Consider the following 24,063-nt stretch of genomic DNA (forward strand, 5'->3'; position numbering starts at 1 on the left):
GGTCATCGAGGCGGCGGGCGTCGACCTCACCGTCCTGCACACGCCCGGGCACGCGCCCGGCGCGGTGTGCCTGCACGACCCGGGGCTCGGGGTGCTGTTCACCGGCGACACCCTGTTCCAGGGCGGCCCCGGCGCCACCGGCCGCTCCTACTCCCACTTCCCGACGATCATCACGTCCATCAGGGACCGGCTGCTCGCCCTCCCGCCCGAGACGCGCGTGCTGACCGGACACGGGGACGAGACCACCATCGGGGCCGAGGCCCCGCACCTGGAGGAGTGGATCGCCCGCGGGCACTGACCCGGCGGCGCGCGGCGCGCCGGGCGGCCCGGCGCCGACCGGGTGAGAGCCGCCGAAAGGCGACAGAAGACGTCCGGCTTTCCCTGGACCATCGAGGCGACACCACTGCCGCGAGGACACGGGAACAGGGAGGCCGGACATGTCTGGGCCGTTGCAGGACAGGATCGCACTGGTGGCGGGGGCCACCCGGGGCGCGGGACGGGGCATCGCCGTGGAACTGGGGGCGGCCGGCGCCACCGTCTACGTCACCGGACGCACCACGCGCCAGAGGCGCTCGGAGTACGACCGCCCCGAGACGATCGAGGACACCGCCGACCTCGTCACCGAGGCGGGAGGCCGCGGTGTCGCCGTCCCCACCGACCACCTCGACCCCGCCCGGGTCCGCGACCTCGTCGACCGCATCGCACGGGAACAAGGCCGCCTCGACGTCCTCGTCAACGACATCTGGGGCGGCGAGCACCTCTTCGAATGGGACACCCCGGTCTGGGAGCACGACCTCGACAACGGACTGCGGCTGCTCCGCCTCGCCGTGGAGACCCACGCCGTCACCAGCCACCACGCGCTCCCGCTGCTGCGGCGGCCGGGCGGCCTGGTCGTCGAGATGACCGACGGCACCGCCGAGTACAACCGCGACGCCTACCGCGTGAACTTCTTCTACGACCTCGCCAAGTCGTCCGTCCTGCGCATGGCGTTCGCCCTCGGCCACGAGCTCGGCCCCCGCGGAGCCACCGCCGTCGCGCTCACCCCGGGCTGGCTGCGCTCGGAGCTGATGCTCGATCAGTTCGGCGTGCGCGAGGACAACTGGCGGGACGCCCTCGACCGCGTCCCGCACTTCGCCATCTCCGAGACGCCCCGCTTCGTCGGCCGGGCCGTCGCCGCACTCGCCGCCGACCCCGGCGTCGACCGCTTCAACGGCCGGTCCCTCTCCAGCGGCGGACTCGCCCGTGAGTACGGCTTCACCGATCTCGACGGGAGCCGCCCGGACGCCTGGCGCTATCTGGTCGAGGTCCAGGACGCGGGCAAGCCGGCGGACACCACCGGCTACCGCTGAGCCGCGGCCCCCGCCCACCCGTCCGGCGTCCGCCGGGTGAGCGGGCGTCATCGCCGCCACCGCCGTCACCGCCGTAGCCGTCCCGTACCAGTGACCGCCCCGGCCGTGACGGCGGTGGCGGTCCGCCGTAGGCTGCCCGGCGGGCGCGGGGCGGCGCCGGGCCGGACGGGGCGGTGAAGTTCACCGTTTCGTCACAGCCTGCGTCGGAGTACAACCGCCGCCCGCGCACAGCGGTCTACCACTGCGAGAACGACACACCATGCCAGGGAGAGGGCAGCCATGGGGGACATACGCAGACGAGGAGTCGTCGCGCTGGGGGTCACCGGACTCGTAGCACCGCTGACGCTCGCGCTGGGCGCGGGGCCGGCACAGGCCGCGAGCTGTACGACGCAGGCCGGGCCGTACCAGAAGCAGGTGGAGAAGTTCCTCGGCCGGCCCGTGGACGGCAGGCAGTCCGGCGCCGACTGCACTGCCATCCGCGCCTTCCAGAACAAGCACGGCATCACGCCCAACATCGGCTACGCCGGGCCCGTCACCTGGGGCGTGATGGACCTGATGAACAAGCAGAAGGCGGTCGGCAACAAGCCCAACAAGGCGGGCACCTGCCCGACCAACAAGGGCCGCATCGCCTGTGTGAACCTCACCCTCCAGATCAGCTGGATCCAGGACGGCAGCCGCCTCGTCTACGGGCCGGTCCCCGTGCGCACCGGCCGTGACGGGTACGAGACCCGCACCGGCCTGAAGAAGATCTACTGGCGCCACCTGAACCACGTCTCGAACATCTACAACGTGCCCATGCCGTACAGCCAGTTCTTCGACGGCGGGCAGGCCTTTCACTCGGTCGGCCTGAGCATGTGGAACCCGCCGGGCTCCCACGGCTGCGTCAACATGACGTCGACGTCCGCCAAGAAGTACTGGTCGCTGCTGAAGACCGGCGACGACGTCTTCGTCTACGGCCGCAAGCCGGGCACCTGAGACCGCACGCTCCTGAGACGGCCCGGGCGCCCGGCGGCCCGGGCGTCACGCCTCGGGGGCGTCCCCGAAGTCGGGTATGTCCAGCCTTCTCCCGCCCTGCCGTGCCGAGTCGTGCGCGACGATGCCCGGCAGGGTGTAGCGGGCCGCGACCCAGGCGTTGACGGACGGCAGGGTGCGCGAGGCCACCGCGGTCACGAAGTCGTCCACCAGGAAGTGGTGGCTGCCCTCGTGGCCGTTGTGCATCGTGTCGAACTCCCGGGGCAGCCGTGAGCGGTCGTGCACCGGCGCGGAGCCCGAGGTGAAGGCGGCCCGCAGCTCGGGTGCGACGTGCCGCAGCGAGGGGTCGTCGGGGGACAGCGTCCGCTTGGGTTCCAGCAACTCGCTGATGTCCTGCACGCCGCTCTTGTCCTGCCACAGCGCCACCGTCGCGAGCTGCTCCATGCTCGCCTCCGTGCCGAAGAAGCGGAACCGGGACTCGCGGATGTGGGAGGGGTAGCCCACCCGCCGGAACTCGTTCGTGCGGAACGAACCGCCGCCCGCCACCTCGAACAGGGCGGTCGCGTTCGAGAAGTCGTTGCCGAAGCGGCTCACCTCCTTGTCGAAGACGCCGTCGCCGCGCTCGTCGACGACGCCGATCGCCGACACGCTCACCGCGTGCGTGCGCCAGGCCCCGAGCACCCCGCCCACCGAGTGCGTCGGGTACAGCAGCGGGGGATAGCTCGCGGTGGCCTTCCAGTCCTCGCCGCCGCTGTACCGGTACGCGTCGTAGAACCCGAGGTCCATGTCGTGGACGTAGTCGCCCTCGGCGTAGAAGATCCGGCCGAAGGCGCCCTCGGCGATCCGGTTGCGCGCGTGCACGGTCGCCGGGTTGTACTGGCTCGTCTCGCCCATCATGTACGTCAGGCCCGTCTCCCCGACGGCGTCGATGATCGCCGCGATCTCCGCCACGCTGATCGCCATGGGGACCGCGGAGTACACGTGCTTGCCGGCGTTCAGGCCGTCGAGGACCAGCGGGCCGTGCGTCCAGCGCTGGGTGAAGACGGCGACCGCGTCCACCGCGTCCGACGCGAGCATCGCCTCGTACGACGGGAAGACCCCCGTGAGGCCCTCGGCCGCGGCGAGCCGCTCGGCCCGTTCGGGGAGCAGGTCGGTGACGTACACGTCGCCGACGCCGGGATGGGCCAGGAACAGCCTGGCGAACTGGCCGGAGAACTGTCCGGCGCCGACGATGCCGAGCGAGAACGTCATGGTGCGCGTGCCCTTCACTGGTCGGGAACCAGGGTGATCCGGCCCGGCACTTACTTTTGAGGTGAAAGAATCCTGGCGTCAAGAGGCGGGCGTGATTCTTCTCCGGCGACTTCCATCGGCGATCCAGCCTCTAGAGTGGGCGGATTAGTTCCATCGCGGAAAGAAGTCCGTGTGATCCCGGGGCCCGTGAGATCCGGGTGGTCCGGATGAGCCGGGCGGGAAGGTGACCTCGTGACCGCAGGAAGCGCCGGCTGGCCGCCGCTCAGCGCGGGGGAGCGTTCCGTGGCGATCGAGGTGCTCGTCAACGGACCGCTCTCGCGCACCGAGCTGTCGCGGCGGCTGAGTCTGTCCGCGGGCAGCCTCACCCGGCTGACCAAGCCGCTGATCGAGTCGGGCCTGCTGGTCGAGGCGCCCGCGCCGGCCGCCGCGGCCGAGACCCGGCAGGGCCGCCCCTCGCGACCGCTCGACGTGGTCGCCGGATCCCGCTCGTTCATCGGGTTCAAGATCACCGAGGACACGGTGTACGGCGTCGTCACGACCCTCAGGAGCGAGGTGATCGCCCGCCACGACCGCCCGCTCGTCTCACGGGAGCCGGCCGAGGTCGTCCGGTCGCTGGGTGAGATGGCCGGCGAACTGGCCCGCGCCCACCCGGGCCTGGAGGGCATCGGCATCGGTGTGGGCGGGCTCGTCCGCGACCGCGCCGTCGTGGCGGACTCGCCCTTCCTCGGGTGGCGTGACGTCCCGCTGGCCGCGCTCGTCGGGGAGCGCACCGGGCTGCCGGTCGTCGTCGAGAACGACGTCGCCGCGCTGGTGGAGGCCGAGACCTGGTTCGGCGCCGGTCGCGGCCTCGAGCGCTTCGTGGTGCTGACCATCGGCGCGGGCATCGGCTACGGGCTGGTCCTCGGCGGGCGGCGGGTGCCCTGCGCGGAGGAGGACCGGGGGTTCGGCCGGCACTGGATCCTGGACCCGAACGGCCCGCTCACCCCGGACGGGGAGCGGGGCAGCGCGGTGTCCTTGCTGACCGTCCCCAGCATCCGCTACCAGGTCCAGGCGGCCACCGGCCGGGAGCTGACCTACGAGGAGATCCTCACCCTCGCCGCCGAAGGCGAGCCGATGGCCGCCCGGGTCGTGGACGAGGCGGCCCGCGCCCTGGGCGTGCTGGTCGCGCAGATCGCCAACTTCGTCATGCCGCAGAAGATCCTGCTGGCCGGCGAAGGCGTCGGCCTGATGGATGTCGGGGGCGCGACGGTGGAGCGGACCGTCCGCGCCCACCGGCACCCGCTGGCCGACCCCGTGGCGCTGGAGACGAAGGTCTCGGACTTCCACGACTGGGCCCGCGGGGCCGCGGTGCCGGCGATCCAGGTGCTGGTGCTGGGGGCGGCGCGGGGCGGAGCGTCCGCGGTGCCGGCTCCGCCGGCCGGATGAACGGTGCTCAAGGGGTTGACAGATGGACGTGATCAGTAACACGTCCGATATGTCAGATTCATTGGGGATGACTCACGCGGCCTTCACGCCGGACGCCCTAAGATTCACATCATGTCCACCACTGTTGAAACCCGCTCCGAGCGATCGGCGGCCGAGGTCAACGAGGAGATCCGGGCCCTGTGGTTCCGGTCGGGCGGGACACTGAGCGTCGAGCAGCGCGAGGAGTACCAGCGGCTCGTCCTGGAGTGGGCCGCCGCTCCGCCGCCCGTAGAGGCGGCCTGACGGCCGACCCGGCCGCACGGCCTGCCGCGGGGCCGCTCCCCGCGGCCCCGCCCCGAACGATTCCCGGGCTCACCCCCAGGTCGCCGAGTAGTAGCGCTGGTAGGCCTTGCGGTCCTGCTCGGCGCGGAAGTACCGGGTCGCCACCAGAGCGACCATGCTGCCCGCGATGACCAGCAGACCGGGGCCGATGTTCCTCGGGTCGGTGAGCCGGGCGGCCAGCGACACCTCGCCCCCCGCGCCCGTCACCGGCGTCGTCAAGCCGGGAGAGGCGGAGCCCGGAGCGATCGCCGCCTGGGTGGGGGACGACGTCGGCGCGGGCCCGGCCGACGACGCCTGCTTGCCGCCCTGGGCGCCGGCCGACGGAGCGGCCACGATCAGCTGGACGCCGCCGAGCTCGGCCAGCGCGTCCGTGACCGGCTGGAAGAACGTCGTGCCGCCCGTCTTGCAGTCGCCGCTTCCGCCCGAGGTGACGCCGAGGGCGATGCCGTCGGAGAACATCGGGCCGCCGCTGTCGCCCGGCTCGGCGCACACGTTCGTCTCGATGAGCCCGCCGACCGTGCCCTCCGGGTAGTTCACCGTCGCGTCCAGGCCGGTGACCTGGCCGTCGTGCAGCCCGCTGGTGCTGCCGCTGCGGAACACCCGCTGGCCCACGGCCGCCTCGCCGGCGCCCGTGATGCGCACCCCGTTGCCGTTGCCGATGGCCACGACGTCGGCGCCGTCGCCCGCCTTGCCGCTCGCGTACTGCACCAGGGAGAAGTCGTTGCCGGGGAAGTTCGACTGGACCGTCTGGCCCACCTGCCGTTCGGCCTGGTTGTCGGCGAACCAGGTCGACCCGTTGGGTCCGCAGTGCCCGGCGGTGAGGATGAAGTCGCTCGTGCCGTTCGTCACGTTGAAGCCCGCCGAACAGCGCCCGCCGGTCGACAGGATGGGCTGCGCGCCGTTGATCCGGGTGGTGAACTCACCGGCGGTGCGCTCCATGCGCACGAAACTGCCGATCCCGGCGGCCGTGTCCGACAGCCGCGACCAGTCGGCGGCCGACACCGTCCTGTCGGCCTGCACGACGACCTGGTTGGTCCGGTAGTCCATCACCCAGGCGGTGCCGGGCACCTTCGGCGCCGACCGCAGGGTCGCCGTGGCCGACTTCAGCTCGTTCATGCTGTGCGAGACGACCTTCGCCTCGGCCCCCGCCGCGCGGACGGCGTCGGCCGACTCCTCGTCGGTGACCGCGACCACCGGCCGTCCGTCGTCCGCGAGCCAGGTTCCCGCCGTGCGCGCGGTCCCGAGCTTCTTCACGAGCGCCGCCCCAGGATTGCTGACCACGGGCTCGGCGGCGCTGCGCACCGTCGCCGTGGCGGCGGGCGGTTCGCTCGCCATGGCCGCCTGCGTGACCATGGCCCCTCCCAGGAGGAGTCCGCCGACCGCCGCCAGCCGGGTCACTCGCCGGACGGTCCGTCGTCGTACGTGCCTCATGCATGGCTCCCGAAACCTTCAACGCGCGGTCTCAACACCGCGGGGCACTCCGGTCGTTGAGCGCCCTCACCAGGGATACGTGCCGGGTCCCGGCAATGTTCAGCGGGGAAGCGATCACCTCGCGCCTACACTGCGGACATGGACGAGAAGGCGATCGACCGGCTGGCCGCGGGCAAGTACCTGCTGATCACCAGCTACCGGAAGAACGGGACCGGCGTCGCCACCCCCGTCTGGGTGGTCCGCGACGGCGACGCGCTCGGGGCCTGGTCGGCCGCGGACGCCTGGAAGGTCAAGCGGATCCGGGCCCGCGGCGACGTGCTCGTCGGCCCGTGCGACGTCCGCGGGAAGCCCACCGGCGAACAGGTCCCGGCGAGGGCGGAGATCTGCGACGCGCCGACCACCGCACGCTACCGCTCGTTGCTCGCCCGCAAGTACGGCGTGGTGGGCCGGCTCACCCTGCTCGGCAGCAGACTGCGTCGCGGCCAGGACGGGACCGTGGGGATCCGCATCACGCTCTGAGACAGGGCCGGGGGGCGCAGCGCCAGGGGGCACGGACCACGCGGTCCGTGCCCCCTGCCGTCCCACGGTCTTCCTGCCTCCCTGTCGCTCGGTCCCTCACTCCCTCAGTCGGTCAGGTGCGCGCGCTGTGCGCTACGGCGCGTCCACGACCGTTCCGGTCGCGGTCGGGGCGCCCGGCAACGGACCGCCCGACTCGTCCGTCAGGGTCAGGCGCACCGACTCCTCGGGCTCGGCCACCTGGTCCTTCACCGTCGGGATGGCGAACTCGGCGCTCGTGGCGCCGGCCGGTATCTCGGGTCCGACGTACATCTCCACCTGGGACAGGGGGAGTTCGGGGTCGGGCTGCCGTCCGGAGACGTCCTCCAGCCACCGCGGGTCCACGTCCTTGGTGGACAGCTCCGCCCCTTCGACCACCGGCAGCAGCCGCAGCGGGAACCACTGGGCGACCTCTGCGGGCGCGGAGAGCGAGATCCGCCAGGTCAGCGGCTCACCCTCGGTCGCCCGGACGGCGGGCGTCAGGGTCACCGCCGGCGCCGGGTCGTCGTTGCGGGCCGTGACCCCGCCCCGCGAGGAGCCGACGACCGCGCCGCGCACGGCCTTCACGAGCAGGTTGTGCTCCTCGTCGGTGCCGAAGAGCGTGTCGCCCTTCACCCGGACCGGCACGTCGATGGGCAGGACGCCGGGCCGGACCTTCACCACCTTCTCCGTCGCCCGCCCGGTCCGCGGGTCGACCACGTAGAAGCGGGCCGTGCCGACGCCGTGCCCGGACACGCGGACCGGGACGTGGTAGGTGCGGACGCCGGAGTCGCCCTCCTTCACCGTGAGCCGCCCGACGTCGACGCGCGGCAGGGCCGCCGCCTTCACCGCGGGCGTGCCGGGCGCCCAGCCCCAGGCGTCCATGAACCACGCCTGCCCGGACGCCGAACGCGGCGTCAGGGAGAGCGACCTGACGTGCCGCAGGTCGAGTCCGGCGCGGGTCGCCGCGGTCAGCGGCACCCGCAGTTCGCGCGCCCAGTAGGAGGCCGTGCGCGCCGAGCCGGGCAGCCCGTCGGCGGTGATCCGCCCGAGGTCGGCACGCCGGCCGGCGGTGTCGGTGACGGCCACGTCCAGCGCCGTGCCGGTGGAGTTCGGCGGCACGAACACGCGCAGCGCCAGGCTTCTGGCCCCGGCGAGGGAGACCGGCGCGCCGGACGTGATCCTCGTCGGCCTGCCCGGCGCGGACCAGCGCAGGGCCACGGCGCTCTTGGCGCTGTCCGTCTCCAGGTCCCACCAGCCGAAGTGCGGGGACATGCCGAGAGCGTCCTCGCCCAGACAGGCCCGGGCCGGGTCGGAGTCGGCGCGGCAGACGCGACCGCCGGTCACCTTCACCCCGCCGTCCGGGAGGAAGCCGCCCGAGCGCCGGGCGCCGACCGCGTGCGTCAGGACGCGGGCCGGGCCCGCGGAGGGCGCGCGCCGCCCGGTGCCGTCCAGCAGCGGGCGCACCCGGTCGTCGCCGCCGACGAACAGCCGGGCGGCGGCCGCGATGTAGGTCGCGCCGGCCTGGTGCTGCTGCTCGGCGCTCAGCCGGGTCCGGGCGCCGGTCGAGCAGACCGGGTCCGGCTCCTCCGGCGAGTCGTAGAAGTCGTCCGAGGCCGGGGCCTCGGCCTGGCCCGGCGTCCACTCGCTGTTGAAGAAGTTGTGGTTGGCGCCGATCACGTAGACCGCGCTGTGCAGGGCGGTTCCGCGGCCGACGCCGCGCGTCCCGTCGAGGTAGGTCTCGCCCTCGAGGTCGGAGACGTCGCCGTCGCAGCCGGGCAGGATCGTCGTCGAGGGGACGTCGGCGACCGGATTCTGGCCGAAGATCGTCGGTCCGATGAGCACGGTTCCGCGGATCTTCCAGCGGACCGGGCCCCGGTAGCCGTCCTGGGCGGCCGGCGGCGGGTAGAGGCTGTCCATCGCCGCGCGGTTGACGCCCTCGCCGCCGCGCGAGTGGCCCACGAGCAGCACCCTGGACAGGTCGGCCCGGGGCGCGTCGCGCACCACGGCCGGGGCGCCGCCCGGGTGGGCGGCCCAGTCGGCCCAGCGGGCGAGGTGGCGGCGGACCAGGGAGGAGCGGCCCTGGGCGCCGGCGTCCTCGGCCGCCCAGTCCTGGCCGTTGATGCCGTTGGCCGCGATCGAGACGGTGACGTATCCCTGGGAGGCGAGCAGCTGTTGGTCCTTGAGATAGCCCTTGTGGCTGGGTATCTCCTTCGTCCCCGCGGGACAGGGCCAGTCGATGTTCACGTCGTCCTCGGCGCCCGGCTTGTAGCAGGTCGCGTGGCGGCCGTGCAGGAACAGCGCGAGCGGGCGCTTGCCGGTGGCGCCCTTCGGCGCGACCACGACGGCCCGCATCTCGACGGGGCGGGCGTAGCCCGGCAGCTTGACCGGGTTCAGGTCGTACTCGCCGGAGAGCGTGCGGTACGGGCCGGGTCTGCCGGGGTCCACGGCGTTCGCCGCGGGCAGGGCGGGCAGTTGCTGCGCGGTGCGCGCCCGCCCGTGCCCCGCTGCCGACCCGGCGGCGGGCGCGTCCAGCCGTCGCCCGCTCGCGAGCACCTGGAGGTCCTTCAGGGGGGCGCCGCCGGTCGCGTCGAGCGGCAGCCGGAACGTGCGGCCGTCGCTGCCCGGCCGCGGGGCGCCGAGCAGCCGGTCGCCCGCGTGGAACTCCACGCGGGCGTCGCCGGGAGGCACGGGCCGGGGCGAGCGCCACACCAGTTGGCGGGCGGCGCCCTCGCCGGCGATTCGCCATCCCGGCGGCAGCACGCCGTCGGCGGGGGCGGTCAACGGGCTCGGTTCGGACGGTTGTCGGGCTTGTGCCAGTCCCGGTGTTCCCGCCAGGGCCGCCAGGGCGGCCACGGCGGTGACACCTATTCGCCGGGCACGGATCAAGGTCCACTCCTCAGCACTCGGAGCGCGGGGGCCCCGTCCGTACCGGGAGCCCCTCGCCTTCCGAAGGAAGGGAAACCGGATCTGTGGGTTGCCTGTGACGGCGCACCGCGTCCGCGTCGGGACACGAATCCGGACACCGTCGGACGCCGTCGTGAAACGGGCCGCCCTTCCTCGCCGGGACGGACGGGATCTAGTGCCAGGCCCGGTACGGCTCGTCGAGGAGCTGGAAGACCGGCTCGCCGCGCACCGGGTCCTTGACGGTGGACAGGCGGACGCGGTCGCCGCTGTGGATGCCGATGAGCGGGCCCATGACCCGGCCGCGGACGACGAAGCCCTCGGCCATCTCGACGAGCGACACGTTGCGCGCGGCGGGGGTGTTGCGGTGCACCACGGTGGCGTGACGGACCGTCCCGGTGCCCTCGCTGCGCTCGGTGCGCAGGTCGCCGCCCTGGCAGACGGGACACAGCAGACGGTGGTACATGGCGGTGGCGCACCAGGTGCAGCGTTGGAAGAGGAGCGTGTCGCCGTCGGCGCTCGCGCGCTCGAGAAGGCCCGCCGCCGAGCCGGCGGCCTGCTGGACGACGTTTCCTGAGAGGTGGTACACGCGGGTCAACTCCCTGCACTCGGCCGGAAACCACGTGCGCGGCTCACCCGTGCACGGACGTGCCCGGTCGACCGTGCCGCCGTGCACGTCCCACAGAGTATGGCACTCAGTGCCACGCGTAAAGGCACTGCGTACCCCCAAAAAGGGTGGCGGTGGCGCGTGGTCAGTCGCGCCCCAGGGTCGTCTCGATCTCCTGCACCACCCGCCACAGCGGGGCCCCGCGCCGCGCCACGACGACGACGACGTCCTCGGGGCGCTCGACGGTGGCCCGCGGGGGGTTCGCGCGGCCGTCCGGCCGTGCGTCGACGACGGGCGCCGCCGGGGGCGAGCCGAACGCGGACTGCACGTACGCCAGCGCGTGGTCCACGGTGGCGGTCGCCTCGCCCTCGCCGTCCGAACGCAGCCAGGAGCGCAGCGCGTTGTTGTGCGCGGCGACCACCGCGGCCGCGATCACGTCGGCCTCGAGGTCGCCGTCGCGGCGCCCGGCGAAGCGGCCGCGCAGATACTCGGCGAGGGCGCGCTCGTACCGCCAGACCACCGACAGCTCGTACGCCCGCAGTCCCGGCACCTGCTTGGTGAGCCGGTAGCGCTGCACCGAGAACGAGGGGTTCTCCGCGTACATCAGCAGGACCAGCCGGGCGGCGTCGCACACGCGTCGCACCGGCTCGTGCTCCGGCCCGCTCGCGCCGAGGAAGGCGGTCATGTCCGCCAGGCACCGCTCGTGGTCGGGGAAGACCACGTCCTCCTTGGAGGGGAAGTAACGGAAGAACGACCGTCGCCCCACCCCCGCGAGCGTCACGATGTCGTCGACGGTGGTCTGCTCGTAGCCCCGCTCCAGGAACAGCCGGAAGGCCGCCGCGACCAGGGCGTCCCGCATCGGCGGCTTGGCCTCCGCCTTCTCAGTGGCGCTCATGCACGGAACGTAACACCTGAGGCGTCGTCATGGCACTCAGTTCCCTCCCGGGGGGAACCGAGTGCCCTCGGCGTCCGTGACCGCGAGCGTCAGATCCGCTCCGCCGCCTCGACGACGTTCGTCAGCAGCATCGCCCGGGTCATCGGCCCGACCCCGCCGATCGGCGGCGCGAACGACCCGGCGACGTCGCTCACGTCCGGATGCACGTCGCCGAGGATGCCCTCGACCGTGCGGGTCAGCCCCACGCTCAGCACCGTCGCGCCGGGCTTGATCCAGTCGGGCCTGACCATGTGCGCGACGCCGGCCGCGGCCACCACCACATCCGCCTCCCGGGCGTGCGCGGCCGTGTCCTGGGTGGCCTCGTGGCACAGGGTGACCGTGGCGTGCTCGGTGCTGCGGGTCAGCATCAGTCCCAGCGGACGGCCCACGGTGACCCCGCAGCCGATGACGCAGAACTGCTGGCCGGTGATCGGCACGTGGTTGCGGCGCAGCAGGTCGATGATCCCCCGCGGGGTGCAGGGCAGCGGGCCGGGGATGCCCAGCACCAGCCGGCCCAGGTTCGTCGGATGGAGACCGTCGGCGTCCTTGACCGGGTCGATCAGCTCCAGCACGGCATGGGTGTCGATGTGGTCGGGCAGCGGGAGCTGCACGATGAAGCCGGTGCACGACGGGTCGGCGTTCAGCCGCAGCACCGCGGCCTCCACGTCCGCCTGGGAGGCGTCCGCGGGCAGCTCGACCCGGATCGAGGCGATGCCGACCTGTGCGCAGTCGCGGTGCTTGCCGCCGACGTAGGACCGGCTGCCGGCGTCGTCGCCGACGAGGATCGTGCCGAGCCCCGGGGTGACCCCGCGCTCCTTCAACGCCTGCACGCGCAGGGCGAGTTCGCTCTTGATGTCGGCCGCGGCGGCCTTGCCGTCGAGAAGTGTTGCGGTGGTCACGGGAGTCGACGAGCCCTTCGGGAGAAGACGACGGTCCTCTCATCGTACGACCCGTTCGCCCGACCCGGACCAGGCGTCCCGCCCGCCGCAGCCGCCCCGCCCGGACCGGCGCCACCCCCTGACGTAGCCTTTCCGCACCGTTTCGCAGCCCTCCGGGAGACCCGCATGCCCGCCGCCCGCCCCCGTCTCCTCTATGTCACCGACCTGGCCTACCGGGCACGCGGACGCCGTTACGGCGACGAGGACGTCTTCCTCGCCTCCCGCCTGCGCGAGGAGTTCGACCTCGCCCTGTGCCACCCGCTGGACGCGGCCGCGCTGATGGACGCCTTCGACGCCGTGGTCGTCCGCAACAGCGGCCCCGTCCTCGGCTACCGGGAGCAGTACGACGCCTTCCGGGAGCGGGCGCTGCGCGAGGGCGTGCGGGTGTACAACCCGCTCACCGGCCGCGCCGACATGCTCGGCAAGCAGTACCTCCTCGACCTGAGCGCCGAGGGCCACCCGGTGATCCCGACGGTCGACCGCCCCGAGGACCTGCACCTGCTGCCCCCGGCCGACCGCTACGTCGTCAAGCCCAGGCTCGGCGCCGACTCGGCAGGCCTGCGGGTCGTCGGCCCGGAGGCCCTGTCCGCGCTGGCCGACGGCTCCACGCTCGTCCAGCCGTGCGTCGACTTCCGCTACGAGGTCTCCTTCTTCTACGTCGACCACGACTTCCAGTACGCGCTGTACGCCCCGCACCCGGACCGCCGCTGGCAGCTCGAACCGTACGAGCCGACCGTGCGCGACCTGGAGTTCGCCCGTCGCTTCGTCGACTGGAACGACCTCGCGCACGGCATCCAGCGCGTCGACGCCTGCCGCGCTCCCGACGGGGAGCTGCTGCTGGTGGAACTGGAGGACCTCAACCCGTACCTGTCGCTGGACGCCGTCGACGACGCCGGACGCGACGCGTTCGTCGCCGCGACGATCCGCTCCCTGCGTCGCTTCCTCGCCGGGTGAGCCCCCGGGCCGGGGCGGCCGGGGCGCCGAAGGGCGCCGGGGTGAACCCGGCGGCCCGCCCGCCCGTATCTCTCCCGGGGGACCCACGGGAGGGAGACGAGCGTGCCGACACCGGAGGAACCCGGGAAGCCGCACGAACGCCCGGTCCTGGAACCCATCCGGGTCCTGCGACCGCGCAACACCGACGCCCTCGCGGAGCTGATCCGCGAGATGACCGAGCCGGACCGGGACGCCGGCGCGTACGAGGCGATCCCGCTGACGCCGTCGGCGGGAGGCGAGGCGGAGACGGAGGAACTCCCGCCGGTCGCCGCGCCCACGACGACGGCGACGCCCACGCCGACGACGCCCCGCGGGGGCTCGGACTGGGCGAGCGAGCGCGGCGGGCCCCGCCCCGCGCCCCGGCGCGCCCGCAGGGACCCCGGCGTCCCGCGCGGCGGGCCGGCGGCGCCGGGGCGGGGTGCGCCGGCAGCGGCTCGGGCGGCTCGCGACGGGCGGACGGGCGCCCGCGCGGCCCGGACCGACTCCGACGCGGGCCTGCGGCGCGGCGCGATCATGGTGGGCGTGTGCGCCGCGGCGCTGGCCGGGTTCGCCGGGGCGCTCCTGCTGCCGGGCCGGGGCGGCGAGGCCGCCGCGGAGACGGTCCCGCCGTCGGCCTCGGCCCCCGCGTCGACGCCGTCCGTCGCCGCGACCCCGTCCGCCGACCCCGACGGGGCCGGCACGCTCCGGGAGGGCGACAGCGGTCCGCAGGTGACCGACCTCCAGCGCCGGCTGCTGCGCATCCCGAACGTCTACGACCACGGCCCCACCGACGGCCGTTACAGCGCCGTCCTCACCGAGGCCGTGGCGCGCTTCCAGCTCTGGTACGGCATCCGCGGCGACGAGAGCGGCGTCTACGGCGACGACACCCGCCGCGACCTGGAGTCCCGCACCGGCGCACACACCGGATGACGACGGACTGCGGCCGTGGGCTGCGGGTCGTGGGTCCGGAAGAGCCGGAGTGACCGGGGCGTGCGGGGGGCCTTCGTCGCCGTCCGCTAGCGCTCGCCGTCGCGAGGGAGCTGGATGTCGCACACGCAGACGTCGTCGCGGCCCTCGGGGTCCAGCAGGGCGCCGAGCAGCCGCTTGAGCGGGGCCGGGGCGGACGGGCCGTCGGGCCCGGCGGCGTCGGCCAGGCGTTCCAGGCCCAGGTCGATGCTCTCCGCGGGCCGTTCGACCAGGCCGTCGGTGTAGAGCAGCAGCCGGTCGCCCGGCTCCAGGACGACCTCCGCCTCCTCGTAGCGGGGAGCGTCGGTGGCGCCGAGCAGCATGCCGTAGGGACGCTCCAGGTAGCGCGCCTCGCCGTCGCGTACCAGCAGCGGCGGCGGGTGCCCGGCCTGCGCCCACACCAGCCGGTTGTCGCGGGGGCTGTAGCGGGCCATGACCATGGTCGCCGAGCCGTGCGGGTCGCGGGAGTGCAGCAGCAGGGCGTTGAGCCGCGAGAGGGCCCCGGTCAGCGACGACCCGGTGATGATCATGCCCTTGGCGGTGAAGCGCAGCAGCGCCATCGCGGCGACGGCGCCCATCCCGTGCCCGGCCACGTCGCCCACCACGAACAGCGCGTCGCCGTCGGGCAGTTCGATGGCGCTGAACCAGTCGCCGCCGACGTTGAGGCCCGCCTGGGCCGGCAGGTAGGCGATGTCCACGCGCAGTCCGGCCAGCTCCACGGGCTGCTTGGGCAGGGGGAGCAGCGCGTCCTGGAGCCGGGCGGCCACGGTGCGTTCGGCCTGGAGCACCCCGTGCTGGGTGAGCATGGCCCGTTCGCTGGCGACCAGGGCGAGCTCGGCATTGCGCTGCACGGTGAGGTCCTGGACGAAGCCGTGCACCTCGGCGGGCGCGCCGTGGGCGTCCGGCATCGCCTCGGCGACCATCCGCAGGTGGCGGACGCCGTTGCGGGTGACGATCCGGAAGGGGACGTCACAGGGACGGCCGTGGCGGACCAGCTCGCCCACCGCGCGGGCCAGCAGGGGCACGTCCTCGTTGAGGCCGAGGCGGGGGAGCGCCTGCAACGGGACGACGCCCTGGGCGGGATCGCGCTCGAAGATGGCGAAGACCTGGGAGGACCAGTCGCCCTCGCCGGTGACCAGGTTCCAGGTCGCCCAGCCCAGATTGCCCAGCCGCTGCACGTCGGCGAGGCGTTGCTGCTGCCGGTCGGAGGGGTCGTAGCGCACCCAGCTGACGACCAGGCCGTCGCCGAGCCGCGCCGCCCGGGCCGTGTAGGTGGACAGCTCACTGGAGCCCGCCACCAGCTGCTGCCGGGCGAACGGCTCGCTCTCGTAGGGCTCGTCGTCGGCGAGGGCCCGCAGACATCCCTGCCACAGCGGTTCGTCGGCGACCTCCGGCCAGCACTCGAGGAAGCGCAGGCCGACCAGGTCGCGTCCGCTGCGGCCCAGGGCGTCGAAGGCCCCGCCGGTCGCGGCGTCGACGCGGAAGTCCTCCACGCGTCCCCCGTCGTCGCCGGCCAGCGGGGCGAGCAGCACCGCGGCGACGGGCAGCCGGTCGAACACCGTCTGCACGGCGTCCGCGACGGCGCCGAGAGCCGGCGCCCTGCGGGCCGCGAAGGTGCGCAGCGGGCCCGCGCACAGCTGGGCGACGGCGAGGAGGTGTTCGCGGACCCGGGCGGTGAAGGGGCCTTCGCACCGGCGCAGGATGCCGAGCGCGACGTCGGCGGACCCGCCGGTGGTCACCGGCAGCCAGGCCCGCGAGTGCCAGCGCTGCGGCTGGTCGCCGATGAGCAGGTAGTGCTCGGCGTCCTTGCGCGGGTCCTCCAGCCAGCGGGGCTCGTCGGCGCGCAGGGCGTCGAGCGCGGCGAGCCCGCTCACCGGGGGCACCCGGCTCCACTGGTCGGCCAGGGCGGCGTCGACGCCGGCGTGCGCGAGGAGTTCCAGCCCGCCGCCGGGCCGGCGGGTGTAGATCATCACGGCGTCGGCGCCCACGTCCGGGGCGAGATGGTCCAGCAGGCGCAGGGCCAGGTCCTGCGGGGTGCCGACCCGGAGCAGGGCGCGGCTGAGACGGCCCAGGGCGGTGGCGTCGACCTCGTCGGCGAAGGGAACCGGGGCCGGGCCCGGTGCGGGCGCCCCGGCCGGTGCGGGCGCCGCGTCGGGGCGGGAGGGGCCGGCGAGGGCGCCGAGGGTGGTCCAGCACTCCTCCAGCAGCGTGCGGCGGCTCGTCTTCGCCCGCTGTTGCAGTTCCTCCTGGGCCGCGTCCGGCGAGCACCCGCTCTGGGCCATCAGCGCGCCCTTGGCCCGCTCGAGCACGGCCGAGGCGGCCGCCAGTTCCTGGAGGCGGTCCATCTCCGCGCGCTGGCGTGCCACCACCCGGGTCAGCGCGGCCATGTCGGGCACCCCACCGAATTCCGGGGGCAGGGCGGGTTCGCTCGTCACGCCTTGAGCATGGCACACGGACGTGGATTCGATCGGGGTCTTGCGGCAACGCCCCCGCCAGGCGCGACGCGTCCCCGGCGGGGGAGCGGGTCTCCCTGGTCAGCGGCCGTTCTGGTCCACCAGGGCCTGGGTGACGGCGCGGACGCTGCGGGCGATGTGCTGCAACTGCATCACCTCGGCGGCGTACATCTTGATGGTGTGTTCGATCACCGACTCGGGCATGCCCAGCCGGGGCAGGTCGGCGCGGGCCGTCTGAAGGGCGGTGCGGGCCACCCGGACCTCGTTCTGGACCTGGATCTGCGCATGGCGGGCGAGGAGCACCGGGTGGCGCAGCAGCGCGGGGTAGCTCGCGTAGCGGGCGGGCACCAGCTCGCGCAGCCACTTGGCGGCCGAGCGTTCCCAGTCGTAGCTGCCGGGGGTCTTCACCTGGCACGGCCAGTCCGAGCCGATGCGCGTCGTCGTCAGGGTCATGATCATCGCTTCCGGGTGTGTGGCGTCGTGACGGTGGTCCGACGGTTCGGGGCGGCCCCGGTCCAGGGGAAGACCGGGGCCGCCGCGGGCGCTCGCGCAAGCGATGCCCCGAACACCCTGGGCGCCGACGTGGGTAGGGGACGGCGGCTTTCGGGTGTTCGTACAGGAGCCCTTGGCGGGCGGGTGCGGCCGTGAGCAGTATTTATATATGCCGTCTCCTTTGCAAGACGTATGAAAACATTCATGCTCGAAATGCCCGCACTGATCCCATTGGTGCTTTTCTTCGCAGGGGGGTGGTCGTATACGTTCGCGGGCCGTCTCAGGTGATCGCGGGCGTTCTCACGCGGGGGAGCGGGAGCGCGGGAGGCGACCGGTCATTCCCTCAGGAAGAACTGGTGCTGCTCGGCGATCTGCTCGTACTCCTCCAGCCGGGCCTGGGTGCGCTCGGGGCCCGCGTCCGTCATGGCCTGGAGCAGGGCGGCGGCCATCACGCCGGGTGCGGCATAGGAGTCGAAGACCAGCCGGGAGCCGGTCCCGGAGGCGAACGTGGCGTCGGCCTCGTCGGCCATCGGCCCCAGCGCCAGGTCGGTGATCAGCGCGACCTTGAGGCCGGCGCTGTGCGCCACCCGCACGGCGGTCAGCGTCTCCTGCGCGTGCCGGGGCATCGAGAACGCCAGCACCCAGGTCCCACCCGCCTCCCGGGACTGGAGCAGTGCGTCGTAGGCGACGCTGCCGCCCCGGGTCACGAGCCTGACGTCCGGGTGGACCCGGCGGGCGGCATACGCGAAGTACTCGGCCAGCGAGGCCGAGATGCGCAGCCCCAGCACGGTCAGCGGCGTCGACTGGGACAACTGGCGGCCCACGTCGATGACCCGGTCGGGGTCGGCGAAGTCGCGCCGCAGGTTCTCCAGGTTCTCGATCTCGGCGTCCACCGCCGCCTGGAGCTCGTTGCTCCGGTTCACCTCGGCCGCCGCCGGGCCGCCGGCCAGGGCCCCCAGCGCGATGGACTGGAGCCTCTCCCGCAGCGCGGGGTACCCGCTGAAGCCGACCGCGGCGGCGAACCGGGTCACCGAGGGCTGGCTGACGCCGACCCGTTCCGCGAGGTCGGTGATCGACAGGAACGCGGCCTCGGTGATGTTCTCGATCAGATACTGGGCGATCCGCCGTTGTCCCGGAGACAGCCGCGGGCCGTCGAAGAGGGTCCTGAGCCGGGAGGTCGGGGACACCTCCGTCTCCGGACCGGTTCTGCCCGAGGTGATCGCTGATGCCTGTGCGCGTGCCTGCTGCGGCGATGGCACCGGTGCGCCTCCTTTGTCTTCCACGAGGCTCAACATAGCTCAGCGGGCGGGCCCGGCAGGGAGGGTGAAGTCGGTCCTTCGCACCCCCGCTGAACGTGGTTTACCGCCGGTACACGGCGAGCGGGCACTCGGCCTCGTCGACCGCTCCGCCGCGACGCGGCAGCACCGTCGGCCGGCCCCGCGCCGCGGACCCGCGCGGCCGCGTGGCCGTGACGCCGGCCGGGCCCGGTTCACCGACGGCCGGTTTCCGCGGGCCCGCCGCGGTGATCGTGGCGGGGGCCGTGCGGGCGGTGGTCGGCGGGACGCCGTGGGGGCCCGTGGCACGGGCGCGGGCGGCGGCACGGGCAGGCCTCAAAGGCCCGGCGGCGCGAGCGGCCGGGCCCTCGCCGCCGGGAGGCTTCGGTTCCGTGTGCGGTGCGCGCGTCATCGTCCTCCTCGCGGTCGCACCGCCGGACGGCGGCGGGAGCCGGTGCGCGCCGGGCCGTCGTGGCCCGCCGCGCACCGGCTCCCGCCGCGCGGGGCGCTACCGCTTCAGAAGTCGTACCGACAGTCCGTCCGCCGTGTACACGGGTACGGCCCGCAGCCGGTCGGAGTTCAGCTCGACACGGTCGAACTGCCCGCGCACCGCCGAAGCGGCGATCACCGGGACGACCGTCCCCGCCGCCGGCGGCCGCTCGTCGTCCAGGCGCAGCGACAGCACCGCGCCCCGTTCGAGCCGTACCCGCCCGGACACCGCGAGGGCGGGCCCGTGGTGCCCGCGCAGCGTCAGGTCCAGCACGGCGCCGGCGCCCTGCGCCCACGTGCCGCGCACCCGCACCGGGGCCGCCGCGCGGAGCGTGCCGCCGGTCAGCCGCACATCGCCCTGGCCGAGGGCGTTCGCGTGCCCGGCGACGAGCACGCCCGCCTCCAGCACGGTGCCGCCGTGGTAGCGGTTGTGGCCGCTCAGGGTGAGCGTGCCGGACCCGCGCTTGGTCAGAGCGCCCTCTCCGTCGATGTCGTTGCGCCAGGCGTCGGCCGCGTGGAAGCCGCCCCGGGCCGCGTCCAGGGTGACCGTGACGTCGCAGTCGAAGGAGCCGTAGCCGTCCGCCGCCGCGAACAGGTTCAGCCGCCCCCACTGCTCGAAGCCGTCCAGCAGGACGTAGCCCGAGGGCAGCGCGGTCGTGCGCAAAACCTCCCGGCGCTGGGCCGCGGTGAGGTACGGCTGCCGGGTCTCCAGCAGCACCTCGGCGCCCTTGGGCACCGTCATGGGCGCCCGGCGTCCCTCCCGGGGCAGGACGTAGGTCAGCCGGGGCTCGACCGCGCGGGCGTTGGCCTCGCGGTCGGCGTACTCGTCCGAGGCGTCGGAGTGCGCGTACGCGAACAGGGTGTCCGGGGTCGTGCCGGTCTTCCGGGTGAAGTAGGCCAGGGCCTGGGCGCGGGCGGCCGCCTTGAGCTCGGCGTTGGCCGGGTCGGCGAGGGCGGCGGCGGCCAGCGCGGTGGCCATGATGCGGCCGCCGACGACGTCGACGGTGGAGTGCATGCCCGAGACGATCCGGGTGTGCGAGAGGTACAGGGCGCGCGTCACCAGTTCCTGGAACCGCTCGGGGACGGCGTACGCGTAGGCCAGCGACGCCAGGTGGAAGGCGTTGGTGTGCCCGCTCGGGAAGCCGCCGTCGTCGACGGGGGAGGTGTTGCGCTGGCGCAGCAGCTGCGGGACCACGACCACCCGGGAGTCGTAGACCGGGAAGCCGAGCGCGTCGGTCCTCCCGGTGTCGACGACCTGGCTGTCCTCGTTCATGCGCCAGGGCCGCGGGTACTGGTAGGCGTACTTGCTCGGGTTCCCCGAGGCCCAGTTGCCGCGCACGGTGTCGACGAGCTTGGCGACCAGTCCGAGGTCCGAGGCGTACGAGCCGGCGCCGAGGGCGGAGCCGGCGGGCGCGTCGGCGGGCACGGCGTCGTCGATCTTGGTGGCGGGGATGCCGTCCGGCGCGCCGGTGATCGAGGTGACCGCCTTGGCCCCGGCCTTGTACAGATCCGTCAGCGGGCCCAGCCCGGCGATCGTCGAGTAGCTCTGGTGCTGGCGGTCGTAGACGAACGCCTCCTTGCCCTGCGCCTCCGTGCGGGACCGGGTGATCGCGATGCAGTAGCGCATGTTGGCGCGCAGGATGTCGGGCCGCAGGGGCGTGCCCGTGTTCCAGGCGGAGCCGGTCTTCCACACCCGGGCGAACCCGCCGAGCGCGCGCACCACGGCGTTGGTCTCGGGTGTGAGGTTGGTCGGGAGGTTCGTCTTGTAGTCGTCGACGAACGCGAGCGGGGCGGTGGCTGCCTTGGCGTCGGCCGCGCCCAGCCAGGACACCAGCGTCGGGGCGGCGACCAGCGTCGCCGAGCCCGCGAGGGAGGACTTCAGAAAGCGCCTGCGGTTCACGGCCGAGGGGGTGGGGAGCCCGGCGGAGGACGGCATGGGTGTGCCTCTCTTGAGTTCTTCGGCCGTGCGGCCAGTGGGGCAGAGCGAAGAGGTGCGAGCGTGTTCGGCTCGTCGGACAGGTGCCGACCGGTGAGCCGGATGACGTGTCCGAGCGAAGATCTACGGCCGGGTCGTGTCGCTTCCGCGAGGACCCGGCGACCGGTGCGTGTCGCCGAGGTGAACGTGCGGCCGGCGGCTCACAACAGGGAGCGGGCCAGCGCCACCGCGCCGTCGACGGGCGCCGCGGTCAGCGGCCGGGGCCGTGCTCCCGGCGCGACGTCCGCGAGGGCGGCGGTGAACGCGTCGTACAGTTCGGGCCGTCCGAGGACGGTGCCGCCCGCCACGACCACGTCGTCGACGGGGACCCCGCGTGCGGCGAGCCGGGCGACGAGTGCGGCGAGGGCCCGGGCGGCCTCGCCGATCACGGCGCCGGCGAGCGAGGAGCCCTCGGCGGCGGCCGTGAAGACGACGGGAGCGTGCCGCCCCCACTCGGCGGAGACGTCGGTGGCGCTCTCCAGCGCCGCGCCGAGCGCCGGCACCTCGGACACGCCGAACGAGTCGAGCAGGGCGAGCGCGAGGGCGTCGGGTCCCTCGCCCCGGTCGTGCGCGGCCCACACCGCCCGGGCCGCCTCGCGGACGAGACCGGCGCCGCCGCCCTCGTCGCCGAGGACCGCGCCCCAGCCGCCCACCTGGACGACGACGCCGTCGGGCAGCCTGCCCACCGCCACCGAGCCGGTGCCGGCCACGAGGCCGACGCCCCTGTCCAGGCCCGCGGCGGGCACGAGCAGCTCGGCGTCGCCCACGACCTGCGCGGGCACGCCGAGCTGTTCCTGGAGCGCGACGCGGATGCGCGCGCACTGCAACGGCGTCTCACAGGCGTGCGCCCCCACGGCGAGCGCCGACGGGAGCGCGCCCGGGGGGAGCGCCTCACGGACGAGATCGGCCAGCCCGCGCGCCGCGGCGAGCGGCTCGTGCGGCCGCCAGCCGCGGGTGGCGCGGACATGGTCGGCCACGACGTCGTCGCCCGAGACGGCGCGCAGATGGGTCTTGGTGCCGCCCACGTCGACGCCGACCACGAGGGGGCTCGAAGGGGGAGAGTCCTGCACGGATCCTCTTTCGTCGATGCGCTGGAAAGCTGCGACGGCGGGCGAACCGTGACCACACGAATGACCTGGTGAACCGGTCACCTGATGAACTAGGGAAGCCCCGGGACGGGCTTCTGACGAGGCACGGCAGGCGTATACCGTGAAGTTCGTTAGGAAGTTAACTAACGAAGTACAGTGCGTCAAGAGGTATCGCGCACTCGACCACCGGGCAGGCTTTCGCGGCCGCCGCGGAGCGGGAACGCGCGACGTCGGTGCATCCCATCGCCAGCAGCCCCCCGAGACCGTCGGCCGGGCGCGCGGCCCTGTACCCGTGTGGGGGAATCTGTGGAACTCGACGTGGTTGAAGCCCCCCGCCTGACCGAGAGCGCGAGCGCCGTGTTCGCCGTGCTGGCCCAGGCGGGCAGCGCGACCCGGCCGCAGCTCGCGAGCCTGGCGGGCCTGTCCAAACCGACGGTGTCCTCCGCCGTGGCGGAGCTGGAGGGCGCCCGGCTGGCCGCGCACTCCGGCACCGCCTCCAGCGGCACCGGCCGGTCGGCGGCCGTCTACTGCCTGGGCCCGGCCGCCGGCGCGGTGCTGGCCGTCGACCTCGGCCCCGCCCTCACCCGGGTCCGCGGCTGCGCCCTGGACGGGACCCTGCTCGCCGAGGCGGCGGCCTCCCGCGAGGACGCCGCCGAGGCCGTGCGCGAGGCGCTCGCCGCGCTGCCCGCGGGCGTGCCGCTGCGTTCGATCGTCGTCGCCGTGGGCGACGTCCTCGCTCCCGACCGGCAGGGCAGCGGCCTGCGACCGGCCACCGCCAAGGCGGGGCCGGCCTTCGACGCCATGGCCGTCGCGCTGCCGCCCGGCGTTCCCGTCCACCTGGAGAACAACGTCAACTGCGCGGCGCTCGCGGAACTGCACGAGGGCGCGGCCCGGGGCCGCCACACGTTCGGCTATCTGCGGATCGGCGTCGGCGTGGGTCTGGGCATCGTCGTCGGGGGGCAGGTGCTGCGCGGCTCCAACGGCGCCGCCGGAGAGCTGGCACGGCTTCCCTACCCCTGGGACGACGGCCGTGAGCCGCGCCAGGAGGCCCTGGAGGAGTACATCGGCGCCCGTTCCCTGCTGCGGCGGGCGCGCGCGGCCTGGCAGCCCGGCGACGGGCCCCTCCCGCGTACCACGGACCGGCTCTTCGCCCTCGCCGGGCAGGGGGCGGGGACGGCCCGTGCCGTGGTCGCGCGGCACGCCGTGGACGTCGGCCGGCTCGCCGCCGCCGTGACGGCCGTGCTGGACCCCGGACTGATCGTGCTGGGGGGCTCCACCGGCGCGGATCCCCAGCTCCTGCCCGGAGTGCGGGCCGAACTGGCGAGGCTGAGCTGGCCCACCGAGGTGGTCAGCAGCACGGTCGGGGATTCCGGCACCGTGACGGGCGCGGCGCGGCTCGCGGTGGGCCGGGGAGTCCAAACCGTGACCCAGACCGCGCGGGCTGAGGATTGACGGCCTCCGACTCGGTCTGCCAATGTCCGGACAAGCGCTTTCTAAGTCGGTCGGGACACCGGCTTGGGGTGAGCGTCCCGCCCGTACCCCACGAGGTACGGCAGCCGCACGAGGGCGTGCTCGTACGGTGACGGCCCGCAGGCCGGGGAACGCACCCGCACAGGCGACGCGGCCGGGCGAGGCCGCGCCCCCGGAGAGCGAAACCTCCTGCACAATGCACCCGTGCCGCTCGGTCG

General features: G+C 74.1%; 20 protein-coding genes. 9 read left to right on the forward strand and 11 right to left on the reverse strand.

Annotated features, from left to right (window positions below; translation table 11 throughout):
• The 3 genes from KMS84_RS19680 to KMS84_RS19690 all read left to right on the forward strand — a co-directional run.
• Nucleotides 1-298: MBL fold metallo-hydrolase (locus KMS84_RS19680; protein ID WP_256917636.1), on the forward strand; the 298-nt coding region annotated here is incomplete at its 5' end.
• A 139-nt stretch (nt 299-437) separates the two neighbouring features.
• Nucleotides 438-1,349, forward strand: a complete 912-nt coding sequence (locus KMS84_RS19685) for an SDR family oxidoreductase (protein WP_256917637.1) — start codon at nt 438-440, stop codon at nt 1,347-1,349.
• Nucleotides 1,350-1,628: 279 nt separating this feature from the next.
• Nucleotides 1,629-2,324, forward strand: a complete 696-nt coding sequence (locus tag KMS84_RS19690; RefSeq protein ID WP_256917639.1) for a L,D-transpeptidase family protein — start codon at nt 1,629-1,631, stop codon at nt 2,322-2,324.
• Nucleotides 2,325-2,369: 45 nt separating this feature from the next.
• Here KMS84_RS19690 and KMS84_RS19695 read toward each other — a convergent pair whose 3' ends face one another.
• A complete protein-coding gene (locus KMS84_RS19695) occupies nt 2,370-3,572 on the reverse strand; it encodes a Gfo/Idh/MocA family protein (protein WP_256917640.1) in 1,203 nt (400 codons plus the stop codon).
• Nucleotides 3,573-3,803: 231 nt separating this feature from the next.
• Between KMS84_RS19695 and KMS84_RS19700 the strand changes: the two genes are divergently transcribed.
• Entirely contained in the window at nt 3,804-4,997 is a 1,194-nt protein-coding gene (locus KMS84_RS19700) for an ROK family protein (protein ID WP_256917641.1), read from the forward strand.
• A gap of 111 nt (nt 4,998-5,108) precedes the next feature.
• Nucleotides 5,109-5,279: a hypothetical protein gene (locus tag KMS84_RS19705; protein ID WP_256917642.1), complete on the forward strand. Its 171-nt coding sequence runs from the start codon at nt 5,109-5,111 to the stop codon at nt 5,277-5,279.
• Nucleotides 5,280-5,348: 69 nt separating this feature from the next.
• Here KMS84_RS19705 and KMS84_RS19710 read toward each other — a convergent pair whose 3' ends face one another.
• The gene (locus KMS84_RS19710) at nt 5,349-6,749 is read right to left on the reverse strand and encodes a S1 family peptidase (RefSeq protein WP_256917643.1); all 1,401 of its coding nucleotides are present in this window, start codon (nt 6,747-6,749) and stop codon (nt 5,349-5,351) included.
• A gap of 138 nt (nt 6,750-6,887) precedes the next feature.
• Between KMS84_RS19710 and KMS84_RS19715 the strand changes: the two genes are divergently transcribed.
• A complete protein-coding gene (locus tag KMS84_RS19715) occupies nt 6,888-7,268 on the forward strand; it encodes a PPOX class F420-dependent oxidoreductase (protein ID WP_256917644.1) in 381 nt (126 codons plus the stop codon).
• Between the two features lie 132 nt (nt 7,269-7,400).
• Here the strand turns inward: KMS84_RS19715 and KMS84_RS19720 are convergent, their stop codons facing one another.
• The 4 genes from KMS84_RS19720 to KMS84_RS19735 all read right to left on the reverse strand — a co-directional run bounded on the left by KMS84_RS19720 (nt 7,401) and on the right by KMS84_RS19735 (nt 12,627).
• Complete coding sequence (locus KMS84_RS19720; RefSeq protein ID WP_256917645.1) at nt 7,401-10,172, reverse strand: alpha/beta hydrolase family protein; 2,772 nt, start codon at nt 10,170-10,172, stop codon at nt 7,401-7,403.
• Between the two features lie 190 nt (nt 10,173-10,362).
• Nucleotides 10,363-10,776, reverse strand: a complete 414-nt coding sequence (locus tag KMS84_RS19725) for a Zn-ribbon domain-containing OB-fold protein (RefSeq protein ID WP_256917646.1) — start codon at nt 10,774-10,776, stop codon at nt 10,363-10,365.
• A gap of 163 nt (nt 10,777-10,939) precedes the next feature.
• Nucleotides 10,940-11,653, reverse strand: coding sequence for a TetR family transcriptional regulator (locus KMS84_RS19730; protein WP_256917694.1), 714 nt, complete (start codon nt 11,651-11,653; stop codon nt 10,940-10,942).
• Between the two features lie 125 nt (nt 11,654-11,778).
• Nucleotides 11,779-12,627 (reverse strand): bifunctional methylenetetrahydrofolate dehydrogenase/methenyltetrahydrofolate cyclohydrolase, encoded by an 849-nt coding sequence (locus KMS84_RS19735; RefSeq protein WP_256917647.1) that lies wholly within the window; start codon nt 12,625-12,627, stop codon nt 11,779-11,781.
• 165 nt (nt 12,628-12,792) lie between these two features.
• Between KMS84_RS19735 and KMS84_RS19745 the strand changes: the two genes are divergently transcribed.
• Nucleotides 12,793-13,620, forward strand: a complete 828-nt coding sequence (locus KMS84_RS19745; RefSeq protein ID WP_256917649.1) for an ATP-grasp domain-containing protein — start codon at nt 12,793-12,795, stop codon at nt 13,618-13,620.
• A 102-nt stretch (nt 13,621-13,722) separates the two neighbouring features.
• Nucleotides 13,723-14,568, forward strand: a complete 846-nt coding sequence (locus tag KMS84_RS19750) for a peptidoglycan-binding domain-containing protein (protein ID WP_256917651.1) — start codon at nt 13,723-13,725, stop codon at nt 14,566-14,568.
• Between the two features lie 86 nt (nt 14,569-14,654).
• On the opposite strand, the gene KMS84_RS19755 is transcribed toward KMS84_RS19750, so the two are convergent.
• From KMS84_RS19755 to KMS84_RS19775, 5 genes are all read right to left on the reverse strand, one after another.
• A complete protein-coding gene (locus KMS84_RS19755) occupies nt 14,655-16,991 on the reverse strand; it encodes a SpoIIE family protein phosphatase (protein WP_256917695.1) in 2,337 nt (778 codons plus the stop codon).
• 147 nt (nt 16,992-17,138) lie between these two features.
• Nucleotides 17,139-17,516, reverse strand: coding sequence for a hypothetical protein (locus tag KMS84_RS19760; protein WP_174855709.1), 378 nt, complete (start codon nt 17,514-17,516; stop codon nt 17,139-17,141).
• 368 nt (nt 17,517-17,884) lie between these two features.
• Nucleotides 17,885-18,808, reverse strand: a complete 924-nt coding sequence (locus KMS84_RS19765) for a MurR/RpiR family transcriptional regulator (RefSeq protein WP_256917652.1) — start codon at nt 18,806-18,808, stop codon at nt 17,885-17,887.
• Nucleotides 18,809-19,331: 523 nt separating this feature from the next.
• Nucleotides 19,332-21,248, reverse strand: coding sequence for a phosphatase PAP2 family protein (locus tag KMS84_RS19770; protein WP_256917657.1), 1,917 nt, complete (start codon nt 21,246-21,248; stop codon nt 19,332-19,334).
• A gap of 200 nt (nt 21,249-21,448) precedes the next feature.
• A complete protein-coding gene (locus KMS84_RS19775; RefSeq protein WP_256917660.1) occupies nt 21,449-22,357 on the reverse strand; it encodes a BadF/BadG/BcrA/BcrD ATPase family protein in 909 nt (302 codons plus the stop codon).
• A gap of 336 nt (nt 22,358-22,693) precedes the next feature.
• On the opposite strand from KMS84_RS19775, the gene KMS84_RS19780 reads away from it, so the two are divergent.
• Nucleotides 22,694-23,827: an ROK family transcriptional regulator gene (locus tag KMS84_RS19780; protein WP_256917662.1), complete on the forward strand. Its 1,134-nt coding sequence runs from the start codon at nt 22,694-22,696 to the stop codon at nt 23,825-23,827.
• Nucleotides 23,828-24,063: the final 236 nt, after the last annotated feature.

It is taken from the genome of Streptomyces hilarionis, assembly GCF_024539675.1.
Classification (GTDB): domain Bacteria; phylum Actinomycetota; class Actinomycetes; order Streptomycetales; family Streptomycetaceae; genus Streptomyces; species Streptomyces hilarionis.